This window comes from Streptomyces sp. MMG1121 (genome assembly GCF_001280015.1).
Taxonomy (GTDB): Bacteria; Actinomycetota; Actinomycetes; order Streptomycetales; family Streptomycetaceae; genus Streptomyces.
The window spans coordinates 36,133-49,337 of record NZ_LGDV01000203.1 but is presented as its reverse complement, the minus strand read 5'-3'; the positions used below and the strand labels follow the sequence as shown (position 1 = coordinate 49,337).

The following is a 13,205-nucleotide window of genomic DNA, read 5'->3' as shown; positions in this document are numbered from 1 at the left end:
TCCCCTGCGTCTGCCCAGCAGCATCCTGCGTGGGGACACGGACACCTCCCACCGGCGAAGAAGCAGCGCCCGCACCACGGACCCGGCATGCGCCACATGCGGTACCGAGCGGCGGCCGGTGCGCTCGGCCACACTGAAGGGGGACAGGAACAGGAAGAGGGGCAGTACGGGACAGGACGGGGGCACAGGCGATGCGCGCATGGGTGGTGTCCCGGCCGGGACCCGTCGAGCAACAGCCGCTGCGGCTCGTGGAGCGGCCCGTCCCGGTACCGGGAGCCGGGGAACTGCTGGTGCGGGTGCTGGCATGCGGTGTGTGCCGTACCGATCTGCACGTCACCGAGGGCGACCTGCCGGTGCACCGAACGGGGGTGACACCCGGGCACGAGGTGGTCGGCACGGTCACCGACACCGGTGCCGGCGTGAGCGGGTGGACCGTCGGCGACCGCGTCGGAGTGGCGTGGCTGCGCCGTACGGACGGCACCTGCCGATACTGCCTGCGCGGGGACGAGAACCTGTGCCCCGCCTCGGAGTACACGGGCTGGGACGCCGACGGCGGCTACGCAGAGTACACAACCGTACCGGCCGCCTTCGCCTACAGGCTGCCGGCAGACATGGACGACATCGCACTGGCGCCGCTGCTGTGCGCGGGCATCATCGGCTACCGGGCGCTGCTGCGGACGTCACTGCCGCCGGGTGGACGTCTCGGGCTGTACGGGTTCGGCGGCAGCGCGCACCTGTGCGCCCAGGTGGCCCTGGCGCAGGGTGCCACCGTGCACGTCCTGACCCGCGACGAGGCCTCGAGACGGCTCGCGCTCGACCTCGGCTGTGCGTCGGCCCGCGGAGCCTACGACCTTCCGCCCGAGCCGCTGGACGGGGCCATCCTCTTCGCGCCGGCCGGTGAACTCGTACCGGTGGCGCTGCGGGCACTGGACCGGGGCGGAGTCCTGGCCGTCGCGGGGATCCACCTCAGCGACATCCCGGTGCTGCGCTACGAGAGCGAACTGTTCTACGAGAGAGAGGTGCGCAGCGTCACCTCGAACACCCGGGACGACGGACACGACTTCCTGGAACTCGCGGCCCGGTACGACGTCCGGGCCACCACACATCCCTACCCGCTCTCCCAGGCGCAGCAGGCGCTCAGCGATCTCAAGGCGGGGCGCTTCGACGGGGCGGCCGTCCTGCTGACCGACCTGTGAACCCCGCATACGAGCTGGTCCGGGATTCGGGGGCGGTGCCCAGGACGCCGTACGCGGAACGCGGCCCGGCAAGCCGCAGGGGCCTTCACTAGTCGGGCAGGTCTAACCTCGTGGCGGCGCGGAAGGCCGCCGTGGTCTGGGGGTCGGACCCGTCGAAGCCCGCCGCGCGCCGGGAACCGGGTTCCGCACCGCTGTCCTGCCCCGGCGCCACCGCCTTGCCGGCTGCTTGGGCCTGCGTCGCAGAACGCCCCGTGGACCGCAGCTGTACGAGGGCCGACGGTCCCTGTGCACCCTCCCGGACGAATGCGTCGACTGTGGCGCCTGTGAGCCGGCGCCGGTATGTGCTGAACAGCGGGCGCACGCCGGAACACGATCGACGCGAGATCATCAATGCGAGTGACAGAGGACGGTGTGCTCGCCCAGCTCACCGGCGTACTGCGCAGGCTGCTACGCCAGCAGGAGGGCCGCGCACCGAGCAGTCCGCGTGCGGGCGGCCCGACACTTGCTGAGGGTCGAGCGGCAGCCATGCGGCCGTAGCGGGCGGTGCCCCGGGGCTACCGGGCAGACCAGTCGAACACTCTGGGGCAGCCGGCCCCCAAGCGGGTGCCGCCGTAGGCTCGGTTCCTGTCGGGGCGGCATCGCAAAGGCCCCGGACGGGTCAAGGATCCGGGGCCTTTGACATCCACTTCGAGACAGACGGAAGTGGCTACTGAAAGCCGGGCGGGCGCAGGACTTGTGACTCGGGCGCCTGGACCCCGTGCGGTGAGCTACCTGATGGAGCTACCAGCCGTGATCGCATTCGCCGAAGTCGGTGATCTGCCCACCTGGGTTTCCCTCACCGTTCAGCACGTTTCCGGCCAGTCCGTTGAGGATGCCCACCTCGCCGAGAACGTCGACGTTCAGGTTGTGGGACCTACACCCGCCGCCATGCATGACCTCCGCGGCCTGGGCGGTGGCAGTGCCTACGCCCATGACGCTGAAGCCGGTGATAATGGCGGCCGCCGCAGCGACCTTGGATATCTTGCGCATTTTTCCTCCTCGGGCCAAGTAGAGCGCCCCATCAAAAGATCCACTTAGCGCTCACCTCGGAGGCTAGATCGACATCTCCCACAGTGCTCATCGGGGAAGCCATCCGGGGGGGCTGAGGCTCGACCGGCCACGACGGCTTCGTCCGGGGCCGGCGCAAGGCAGGGGTTGCGTTGCGTGCCTCCGGCAGGTAGTTGCCGCCCATCCGGCTGGCGACGGCGGATACCGACCTGACTCCACTCAGGTCTCGGACTGCCCGGTGTCCGCGACGGCTGGACGAGGACGGGCAAGGGTGCGGTTGGGCTTCTCCTGCGACGCGATCCGCAAGGAGGGGACCGGCCGGCGCCTGCGCCCTGTCCGACACCTCATGGGGATCACCACCTGGACCGGCGACGACGGCAACGGCACTCGGCACGGGGTCGCCTGCCTCGTCGAGGTCGACGGCGACCTGGACCATATTGGGGGGCCGGCACAGCGTCCACCACCCACACCTCGGGCGGCTCGCGTCACACAGCCATCGCGGGCCGCTCTCAGTACGCGTCCACGAGGTTGTTCTCGCAAATGATCTTTGGGAGTCAGCGATGCGCTACCCCATGACCTCGCGGGCCGCGTCGAGAAACACCGACCGGTTGCCCTCCAGGTAGTCCCGCACGCTCTCACCATCGGACAAGCCGTGCCACACGGTCCTGTTGAGGTCCAGGAAGTGCGCGTGCGCGGCGTCATGCACGAGCAGGGGGAATTGGATGCGTAGGAGTCGATCGGCGACCCACAACCTGTACATGACGTCCCGGGTCGTGAGGTACCAGGCATCGGTGTCCTCCCACTCGGACGGCCGGGTGTAGGCGCATCGTTCCGCCTCCGCCGATACCTCGATGAACCGCTCCAACAGCGCCAGCCGCTCACCGCGTCGGGTCTCGGACAACGCAATCCGCTGCCGTTGCTGTTCAGCACGTTCCGCTGATTGCTGAGTCCTGTGCTGAACGAGGTAGGACAACACGCCGCCGAGGACAACGCCCCCCAGCGATATGAGTGACACCCAGACCTGACCTGCCATGACGGTCATCGTTCCACAGCGTCGATCATCGATACGATCTCGCTGCGGCTGGTGCGATCACGGCGTCCGGGCCGTCCTGGGCAGCCCCGCTCACCGGGCTGACCCCATGTCAGTTCGGCACGATCGCTGAGCAGTCGAAGAACCACCGGCACTCGACCAACCACCGGGCTGCGCACACGACGGCTCACGGCAGTGGCACGCCGAGCGCCCCTCGATGTCACCGCGTCTGCTCTCGGCCGCGCTGGTGTCGGGAGTTGTTGTTGCAGGTGACGCCGCCTGACTGATCCCCAGCGCAGTAGGCCGCGTGCACCGCTGATGTGCTGTCCGCGGGATCGGCGTTGGCCACCATACGGTCAGCCGCCCGCCAGGCGCCCTGGTGGTCCGCCTTCGCGCGCCCTCCGTCGCGGGCAGGTCGTACGCGCGGACCCTGGTCTCGGATGAGCAGCACCCCGGTGCCCCTTGTCCCGCAGCGAGTGCGTCGCGCCCGGCCCCCTGCAGATGTCAGGAGGGAGGGTGCGGAGAAAGACCTGCCGGCTGAGGGGGTGCACTGCACCCAGGCGCGGCCGTGGTGCGCTCGGCCAGCATGGAGGGCATGAACGACTTCTGGACCGACACGGCGCCGCGCACCTCGCGTCGCGGACACTTCTGGATCACCGGCGAGCGGATCGTGCAGGGCGGCGAGACGTACCAGCGCGCCCCGATGTACGTCGAGTGGGAGGCACCCGAGCGGGTCTCGCGGCCGTACCCCGTCGTCCTCGTGCACGGCGGCCTGCTGCAGGGCACCGAGTGGCTGGACACCCCGGACGGGCGGCCCGGATGGGCACAGCGTCTGGTCGAGGCCGGGTATGCGGTGCTGGTGCCCGACCGCCCGGGGCACGGCCGCTCCCCGGCCCACGCCGAGGTCGTCGGCGCCCCACCGGGCCACCCCTTCCCGTACGAGGACGGCCGACGCGTCTTCTTCCCGCTCGCGGACGGCCCCCGGAGCACGCACGGCCGGGTGGACGGGGTGGAGGAGCACACGCAGTGGCCGTTCGACCCGGCGGACGACGCCGCACTGGACGCCTTCATCGCCCCGTTCGGTCCGCTGCCCGCGGATCTGGCCGCCTCCCAGGAGTTGGATGCCGACCGGCTGGCCCGTCTGCTGGACCGCATCGGCCCGTCGATCGTCGTCACCCACTCGGCGTCCGGTCCGGACGGCTGGCTCCTCGCCGACCGCCGCCCCGACCTGGTCACCGCGATCGTCACGGTCGAGCCGCTGGGCCCGGCCTTCGCGACGACCCCCGGCATCGGCACCCTCGACTGGGGGCTGACCGCCGCGCCGATCCGCTACGACCCGCCGCTGGCCTCCGCCGGCGAGGTCCGCGAGGCCGATCCGGCCGGGCTCCGCATCCCGGCCCTCACCGGGCTGCCGGTTGCGGTGGTCACCGGTGGTGCGTCGGCCTTCGCCGCGGCGGGACCGGCGATCGTGGAGTTCCTCCGTACGGCGGGTGCCGCAGCCGAGCGACTCCACCTTCCCGAACACGGCGTCCACGGCAACGGCCACGGTCTGATCTACGAGCTGAACTCGGACGCCGCACTCACCCCGGTGCTGCGCTGGCTGGACACCAAGCTCGCCCAGACCGCAGACCAGCCCGGACAGCGGGTTGCCCGGGTGGGAGACCAGGTTGCTTAGGTTGGAGACCGTGAACACCGAACTGGGCGAATACCTGCGCGCCCGCCGCGACCTGATCTCACCGGCCCAGGCCGGGCTGCCCGAGGACGAGCCGCGGCGCGTCGCCGGCCTGCGCCGCGAGGAGGTCGCACTGCTGGCCGGCGTGAGCGCCGACTACTACACCCGGTTGGAACAGGGACGCGAGCGGCATCCGTCCGAGCAGGTCCTGGACGCCATCGCACGCGCCCTGCAACTCGACGAGCACGCCGCCACACACCTGTTCCGGCTCGCCCAACCGGCACCCAGCGCGCAGGCGCGGGTCGCGTCGGCGTCCGTACGGCCCGAACTGCGCACGCTGCTCGACCATGTCGTCGCCGGACCGGCCTGCGTCCTCGGCCCGGCACTGGACGTCCTGGCCGCCAACGCACTCGCCATCGCGCTGTACGCCGGATTCGCACGGCTGGACAACATCGTCCGCATGGTGTTCCTCGATCCGGCGGCGCGGGAGTTCTACGCCGACTGGGACCAGGCCGCCCGCGGCGCGGTCAGCAATCTGCGCGCCGCCGCCACGCCGTTCCCCGACGACCCACGAGTGACCGCGGTGGTCGGCGAACTCACCGTCCGCAGCCCCGCCTTCGGCGACCTGTGGGCCCGGCACGAGGTACGGCCGCGCACCGGCGAGACCAAGCACCTGCGCCATCCGCGGGTCGGCGACCTGCACCTGCACTACCAGGGCTTCGCCGTCAGCGCGGCACCGGGCCAGCACCTGTACGTCTACTCGGCGGACCCGGGGAGCCCGAGCGCAGCTGCCCTCTCCCTACTGGAAGGATCACTGTGAGCAAGGTGTAGCTCATCCCTGGTCCGCTTCCAAGGGCTTTGAACACGCGGTACGAGGGGGGTCGCACGGCCGGGCACGGCGCGGAGCCTACCGGCAGGACGCCCACGGAACAGGGAACACCCCGCGCGATACGGGCTACGCGCCCCTGGAGGGCACAGTCGAGTCTCCCTGCCTGCGGGTACGAAACCTCCGAGCGCGCCAGCGAGGTGCCGGAAAAGGCTGCACGGCGTGCCATGTTTCTCCTGGTCAGAGGCCCCGTGCGGCCCGCAGCGACACGGACGACGGCCAGGGCCGAGCGGTGGCGGACAGGTTCGGATCCGATTGCCTGTCGACAGGCGGGCCGGCGCGGCATCCAGGACGGCCCTGGCGCACACCCGAACGCGAGGTGCCGGTTCATGTCGCCGAGCACTGCGGAACGCTCACGGTCGACGAGCTGATCGCGTCCGTTCCCGACCACTACGAACAACGCCTGTGGCCCCGCGTGGAGGAACTGATCACGACATACCCGTCGAGCGGCACGGACGGGGGGCCTCGTCCTGGAAGGATCGGCACTCTTGCCTGCGAGCGTCACGAAGCCGGCGGTCCCGCACCCAGCCGTCGTGTGGCTCACGGTGGACGACGCTGCCCTGCGCGCCCGGGTGCACCAGCCGGCCGTTACAAAGAAGCGACGGCACAGGAGCGCCACCTGATGGACGTGTTCCTGGCCCGCTCCAGGCGCTACCAGACGCTCATGCCGGACGCCGTCTCCAGACTGGGCCTGGACCGAATCGACGGTCGCGGCGGTCGGTCGGTCGCGGATCCGGTCGACGCTGTGCTCGCTGCCATCCGAGCCCGCCGACGACGCGCATAATGGACTCAGAAGTCCAATCCGGGAGGGTGCGATGAGCGGTGCGCTGACGGCGAAGGGGCAGGCCACGAGAGCCCGCATCGTCAAGGGCGCGGCCGAGGTGCTGCGGGAGCAGGGGGTGGCGTTGGCGACGCTCGATGACGTGCGAGCGCGCTCCGGCACCAGCAAGAGCCAGCTGTTCCACTACTTCCCGGAGGGCAAGGACCAACTCTTGCTCGCGGTCGCGCAGTTCGAGGCGGACCAGGTCCTGGATGATCAGATGCCGCACCTGGGGTGCCTGGATTCGTGGGATGCCTGGGACCAGTGGCGGGACGCGGTGCTGCGGCGCTACGAGCAGCAGGGCGACCACTGCCCACTGGGCTCACTGATCCTGCAGGTCGGCCGCTCGACGCCGGGCGCGCGGGCGATCGTGACGGAGCTGATGCGCCAGTGGCAGGAGTACCTGGCCGCGGGCATGCGGGCACTGCGGTCGGCCGGGCATCTGCCGGCGTCGTTCGACACCGAGCAGAGTGCCGCGGCGCTGCTCGCGGGCGAACAGGGCGGGGTGTCGATCATGCTGTCGACCGGCCGGTCCACTCATCTTCGGGCGGTTCTGGACAGCGCTATCGGACAGATGCGTGCGGCGATGCGTGCGGCTGAAGTCGAGTGACATCGAATGGCATCGGGTGACATCGTCCGAGAGCACCACCCGACGCGACGGTTGCGGCGATCACCCGATCGCTTGCGGAACCCGCACGGTCGGCTTCCCCGCCCCCGGCAGACGTCCGCCTGTGCCGTTGGCGGGTGAGGTGTCGCCGCGCGATCGAGGGTGGCCGCTCACCTGAGCTGGTGGCGCCGGTTCCGCGTACTGTCGACCTGTGGGGTGATCGACCTATGCGGTGGTCAACTCAGCAGAGGAGTGCCATGGACCTCCAGCTCAAGGGCAGGGTCGTCGTCATCACCGGGGCGAGCAAGGGCATCGGCCTGGCCATCGTTGACGCGTTCGCCCGTGAAGGCGCACATGTCGTCGCCGGCAGCCGGAGTGTCACTCCCGAACTCGAAGCGCTCCAGGACGGCTACGGCGTCACCGCGGTCCCGGTCGACCTGTCCACCGCGGACGGCCCGGACACGCTCGTCCGGCTCGCACGGGATCAGTACGGCAGGGTCGACATCCTGGTCAACAACGTGGGCACCGCGACGCCCCGTCCGAGCTTCCTGGACATCGACGACGCCGAGTGGCAAAGGATCTTCAACCTGACCCTGTTCAGCGCGGTCCGGACAAGCCGCGCGGCCCTGCCCCACCTGCTGGACGCGGACCAGGGCTCCATCATCAACATCAGCTCCATCAACGCACGCCTGCCGTTCCCCACGGTCGTGGACTACTCCGCGGCCAAGGCCGGACTGACCAGCCTGGCCAAGTCGCTGTCCGAGGAGTTCGCACCGCGGGGCGTCCGGGTCAACTCGATCGCACCGGGACCGGTCCGCACTCCCTTCTGGACCGCTCCGGGCGGCTTCGCCGACGCGACGGCGGCCCAGGCCGGTACCTCCGCGCAGGAAGCCATGGACGTAGTCGTGCCACAGAGCATGGGCATCTCCACCGGACGAGTCACCGAACCCCGCGAGGTCGCCGATCTGGCGCTCTTCCTCGCCTCCCCCCTCGCCGGCAACATCACCGGAGCCGAGTTCACGATCGACGGCGGCCAGGTCAAAACGGTGTGATCCCCGCCGTCCCTCCGACGAGAGGTGACCCCGGCCAGGCGAGCCGAGAGCCTGCCTGCCCAACTGTCCTGCTCTGACCATGTTTTCTCGTGTCTTGCGCTGACCATGGCTTCTCGATGGCGTGAGCCCAGCGGTCGAGGCCGGGACGTGCCGCGAAGGAAGTCGGCGAAGCTGTCGTAACCGCCCGACCCGACCACTTCAGCTTTCTGGATCCAGCTCCGCAGCGCCACCGTCCTCGCACTGCGGACACCTGCCCAGCGGGCGGCCCGCACACGACTGCGATCGATCACCGCGCCGCCTTCGACTGCCACGAGCCGCCGAACGGTGAGGTTCCGCCCGGCAAGAGTGTGTCCCGAGCGTCCCCGATCGCCTCCCTCCGCATGATGACGGCAGACCATTCACCCGATCGGCCTAATTTAATTTGTCCATTCAACATCCAGGCCTCATCAGCTGCGGCAATTCCGGAACTAAACCTGCCGCTGGACATGCGTGGCCCTGGGCCGCTGGTGAGACTTCTGAACGTTGGCCGTCAGGTCGCACGTCAGCGGCTTGCCACGGAGGGAGCACACCGTGGAATCTTCCCTTTCCGCCCTGCGCCGGGAGGCACTGTCCGGCCTCTTTTCTTTTCTCGCCCCGGCTGACCGGGATGCCGTTGCCCGGTCAGCCGGGCGCCTGTGGACCACCTTGACCGAACCCGGAGCGAGAGACCCCGCATGCGTGCTGGTCGCATACGGCGGAGGCAAGGACAGCAGCTACACCCTCTCCTTCGTACGGGCGATGCAACTCCACCTCGCCGACCGGCACGGACAGCCCTTCACACTCCGGTCCGCCACCAACAGGCATGCGGGCATGCCGCGCGCGGTGATGGAGAACATCGACCGTGCGTACCGGGCACTGGGCATGCTCACGGACCCGGCCTGCGAACTGCTGATCGTCGACGGCACCACGGTGTCGCCGTTTCGGGTCGACGCTCCGCCGTCCCCCCTCGTGGCGGCACGCAATCGCCTCGACATCCTGATGACGGGGCATCGCACCTGCGCGGACGCCCGTCCCACGTTCTGCAACGCCTGCAACCTGAGCATGGCCAACGCCTTCGGCGTCGCGGCCGCCCACGGCACGGGAGCCGACGTCATCATCACCGGTGACTCCGCCCAGGAGCAGCGCGCGTACACGGCCTGGATCAACCGGCTCGCACGCCAGGTGCCGCACCCGGACCGCGCACCGCGGGGATCGGGGTTTCCGCAGGTGCTGGGCGCCTTGGACGATGTGGCTCGGGCCTATTTCCGTGACATCCACGGCAGCGACGCCGCGGCATCCGAGGCCGAGCACACGGTCCGGTCCTGCGTGCCGCCGACCCTGCGGTTCTTCTCCATCTACGGAGAGACCGGCTACGACGCGGGGAGCCACTGGGACCTCCTCACCCGCCACCTGGGCTTCGTATTCGACGACCTGGCGTTCAGCTTCACCGAGTCCGACTGCGCCAATCCGGCGCTCATGGCGCATCTCCGGGGCCTGAAATGCCAGTACGTGTACGGCCGCGGATATCACGAGGGGCTGGAGGAATACACGGGCTTCGCCCTGGCTCTGATGCGGCGCAAGGAATTTCCGCAGACCTTGATTGACGTGATGGCGAAGCGGTACGCCGACGCAGCCGCGCACGAGGTTCTGCGGGACCGGGTCAACGCGTTCGCCCGCGACGCCTACGGGCTGGACGAGGAGCAGCTGATCTGCATGGTCCACTCCCCGTTCACGGCCGGCGGCAGGAACCTGCGCCGCTACCTCGCGTGTCGCGCCGAGGACCTAGTGGGACAGGAACCGGCCATCCACGAGCTGCTGTGCGCGTCAGCCGATGAGCCGCAAGGTCACCGCAGTGCCCTCGTCGCGAAGCTGGAAGAGCTCAGTGGCCTGCGCCTGCATCAGCTGCAGATCCTGTACGCCGGCGAGATGCGCCCTGCCCTCGTACAGAGCATCCTGCGGGGCGACCCGCACAAGGGATCCATCCGTACCCGGCACACACCCGAGGGTCCGGAGATCACGGAGACCATTTCGGGACGGTGAGCGCCATGACCGCGATCCACGACGCGTTCGTCCAGGTCGGCGCCGCCCGCGATGGCCTGGATCCCTACCTTGCCTGTGCGCGGCGGCGCGGCATGCCGACGGTACTGGTGGAGGCGCCCGCCTACCTGGGCTGGCGCCGCAAGCTGCGCCGGAAGTCCTTCGACGTCGAACTCGCGGTGCCGACCCCCGAGGATCCACGACAGGTGGCTGCAGCGCTGCACGCCGCCCGAGTGGTTCCGGCGCTCGTGCTCGCCGGATTCGAGCGGTACGCCGACAGCGCCTTCCGCCTGGCGGCGCGGGAGCGAGTGGCGCCGTGGCCGCACGTCGGGCCTGCCTTCCGGGCGCATGACAAGGCCGGGCAGCGCACGGCACTGAGCCGGCACGCGCCCGGAATACGTCAGCCACGGTATGCGCACATGAGGATGGACGGCACCGCAGCCCGGCTCCGTGACGGCGACGGGGCACGGGAACAGGAACGGGAACAAAGGTGGGAAAGGTGGGAGGGGACGGCGGTGACCTTGCGGGAGATGACGTTCCCGCAGGTCGTGAAGCCCGTCGACGGTGGCGGCGGACTGAGTGTCCATCTCGTACGGGACGAGAGCGAACGCCGGCGGGCACTGAACGAGATCGCCACTGCCGCCAACTACGGAGGGGCCGCGTTCGCCGGGCTCCTGGTGGAGGAATGTGTGGTGGGCACGGAGTACTCGCTGCAGTGTCTTGCCTGGGAAGGCACAGCACATGTCCTCTCCTTCTGCGAGAAGGTCGTCCTGACCGAGGAGGACGGTGACCTGCAAGGCTTCAGGGAGACCGGCCACATCGCCGTTGCCGCGCAGCACGCGCCGTCGATGCTCAAAGAGGTGGCGCAGTGGTGTGCGGAGGCCACCGGCTATCTCGAGGGCCCCTTCCACATCGATCTGATCGACGGCGCGGAAGGGCCGTACTTCCTGGAGATGGGATTCCGGCTCTCCGGTTTCGGACTGGTCGCCCTCGTCGAACGCGCCACCGGCCTCGACTGGGCGGAACAGGCCTTCGCCGCCCACGCGGACCGCGCAGAGCCGGCGCGACCGAACTGCGACTCCCCCCGCCGGGCCGTCGCCCAGCTCATCGTGACCCGTCCGGAACAGCTCGCCAGAGCCGAAGAGCTGGCCGCGTCGGATCCCCGGGTACGGGTGGAAGCCACTCCCTCGGCACCGGGCGTCCACGAATTCACCGAGCCCGACCTGGCCTCACTCGCCGCGGATCGTCAACGTCATGCCGCCATTCTGGGCAAGGTGCAGCTGGAGGACGACCGTATCGACCGCCTCCGGGCCAGACTGCGTCACTGCGCCGCGGGCGGGCAGGCGGGCTGATCGCCGTGGTCGCACTGCACCACCCCCTCCTTGGAGCGCTCGTCGACATGCAGCGTGAACACGTCCGGCCGGGCGTAATGGCCCGTCACATCGAGATCGAAACGCGCTCTGGCCAGCTCACCGAGGTCCAACTCGGCCACCAGCGTCCCCTCTTCGCCCCGCAACGGGCCGGCCAGCACCTCGCCCAGCGGCGAGACGATGACGCTGCCGCCTGCGATGAGGACCGTGTGCGGCTCCTCACCCTGCACCGGGTGCACATCGGTCGGCAGATCACCGCGCAGCAGATACTGGCAGGCGCTCAGGACGAAACACCGGCCCTCCATGGCCACGTGTCGCATCGACGCCTGCCAGCTGTCGCGGTCGTCCACGGTCGGAGCGCACCAGACGTCCACGCCCTTGGCGTACATGGCGGTGCGGAACAGCGGCATGTAGTTCTCCCAGCAGATGGCCGAACCCAGCCGCGTACGGCCGGTGTCGACAACGGGGAGTGTGGAACCGTCTCCCAGCCCCCACAGCAGCCTCTCGGCACCGGTCGGCATCAGCTTGCGGTGCTTGGCCACGAAGCCCCCGGGCCCGAAGAACAGTGCCGCACAGTGCAGCGTCCGGGCGCTGCGCTCGACGGCTCCCACCACGAGATGACATCCCAGGTCCCGGGTCAGAGCGGCGAGCGCCTCGGTCTCCGGCCCGGGCACATCGATGGCCGACTCCCAGTAACGGCGGAACTCCTCCCGCCCGGGAGCCGACCGGCGGCCCACCGTGACCCCGAAGTCCAGCCCCTTGGGATACCCGCCCAGGAACGCCTCGGGCAGCACGACCACCTCGCCTCCCTGCCGCGCCGCGTCAGCCACCAGTTCCAAGGCCTTGGCCAGCATGCCGGGAGTGTCGAAGAGCCGGGAGCCCGCCTGAACGACGGCGGCCGTCACATGATTCATACCAGAAATGTACGAACCCGGAGGCAGGGGATGGTGGCAGCGACACCGGAGCGCACGTAACCGCGAGACAAGGGGTGCACGATGAAGACGACACCTACACCCGGCTCATCGATCTACTGGAAGCCGGGGGCGCCAGGTACCGCCTCCTCCACCACTCCTCGGAAGGCCGCACGGACCGCGCCGGCGCCCTGCGCGGCAACCGGCCGGCGATTTCCCAGCCGGCACGGCGGGCGGCACCGGCCGCACGCCCTCGAACGTCGGATGTTCGGCCACGTCGGCGTCCAACTCCCTCACCGGTGGGCGGACGATCAGTCCACCCGTGGCGATCGGCGCCGGTCCGACCTCGGTTCCCCGCCCCTCAGCCCCCGCCACCAAGGCACTTCGGGCAGGTGAGTGTCGGTCACCGATGACCGGACCGGATGTCCCAGCCGTCAAACCCACAGTCCCTGTAGGCGCACTTCAGACGACGATGACCAGCCACCCACCGTGGCGGCGGACCGGCCATCCACCCCGCCCGCTCAGCGCACCGGCACACTGGGAAACGGCATTTTCAGGA

At 69.8% G+C, this 13,205-nt stretch carries 10 protein-coding genes; 7 read left to right on the top strand and 3 right to left on the bottom strand.

All coding sequences use genetic code 11. The features are described 5' to 3' along the window. The first annotated feature begins 191 nt into the window (after window positions 1-191). Complete coding sequence (locus tag ADK64_RS27510) at window positions 192-1,196, top strand: zinc-binding alcohol dehydrogenase family protein (protein WP_053663111.1); 1,005 nt, start codon at window positions 192-194, stop codon at window positions 1,194-1,196. 780 nt (window positions 1,197-1,976) lie between these two features. On the opposite strand, the gene ADK64_RS27500 is transcribed toward ADK64_RS27510, so the two are convergent. Together ADK64_RS27500 and ADK64_RS27495 are read right to left on the bottom strand one after the other, a co-directional pair. Beyond that, on the bottom strand, window positions 1,977-2,225 hold the full coding sequence (locus ADK64_RS27500) for a hypothetical protein (RefSeq protein WP_053663106.1): 249 nt from the start codon (window positions 2,223-2,225) through the stop codon (window positions 1,977-1,979). A 583-nt stretch (window positions 2,226-2,808) separates the two neighbouring features. Next, entirely contained in the window at window positions 2,809-3,285 is a 477-nt protein-coding gene (locus tag ADK64_RS27495; RefSeq protein ID WP_053663104.1) for a hypothetical protein, read from the bottom strand. Window positions 3,286-3,868: 583 nt separating this feature from the next. Here ADK64_RS27495 and ADK64_RS27490 point away from each other — a divergent pair. The 6 genes from ADK64_RS27490 to ADK64_RS27460 all read left to right on the top strand — a co-directional run bounded on the left by ADK64_RS27490 (window position 3,869) and on the right by ADK64_RS27460 (window position 11,717). Further along, a complete protein-coding gene (locus tag ADK64_RS27490; protein WP_107093101.1) occupies window positions 3,869-4,948 on the top strand; it encodes an alpha/beta fold hydrolase in 1,080 nt (359 codons plus the stop codon). Window position 4,949: 1 nt separating this feature from the next. Beyond that, window positions 4,950-5,765, top strand: a complete 816-nt coding sequence (locus tag ADK64_RS27485; protein ID WP_053663102.1) for a helix-turn-helix domain-containing protein — start codon at window positions 4,950-4,952, stop codon at window positions 5,763-5,765. Window positions 5,766-6,646: 881 nt separating this feature from the next. Continuing rightward, window positions 6,647-7,261: a TetR/AcrR family transcriptional regulator gene (locus ADK64_RS27475; protein WP_053663100.1), complete on the top strand. Its 615-nt coding sequence runs from the start codon at window positions 6,647-6,649 to the stop codon at window positions 7,259-7,261. 254 nt (window positions 7,262-7,515) lie between these two features. Continuing rightward, window positions 7,516-8,310, top strand: a complete 795-nt coding sequence (locus ADK64_RS27470; protein ID WP_053663098.1) for an SDR family NAD(P)-dependent oxidoreductase — start codon at window positions 7,516-7,518, stop codon at window positions 8,308-8,310. 717 nt (window positions 8,311-9,027) lie between these two features. Then, window positions 9,028-10,368, top strand: a complete 1,341-nt coding sequence (locus ADK64_RS27465; RefSeq protein ID WP_234384715.1) for a PqqD family protein — start codon at window positions 9,028-9,030, stop codon at window positions 10,366-10,368. A gap of 5 nt (window positions 10,369-10,373) precedes the next feature. After that, window positions 10,374-11,717, top strand: a complete 1,344-nt coding sequence (locus ADK64_RS27460) for an ATP-grasp domain-containing protein (RefSeq protein ID WP_053663096.1) — start codon at window positions 10,374-10,376, stop codon at window positions 11,715-11,717. Here ADK64_RS27460 and ADK64_RS27455 read toward each other — a convergent pair. Beyond that, window positions 11,687-12,649, bottom strand: coding sequence for a nitrilase-related carbon-nitrogen hydrolase (locus ADK64_RS27455; RefSeq protein ID WP_053663094.1), 963 nt, complete (start codon window positions 12,647-12,649; stop codon window positions 11,687-11,689). The genes ADK64_RS27460 and ADK64_RS27455 overlap by 31 nt on opposite strands. Between the last annotated feature and the right edge of the window lie 556 nt (window positions 12,650-13,205).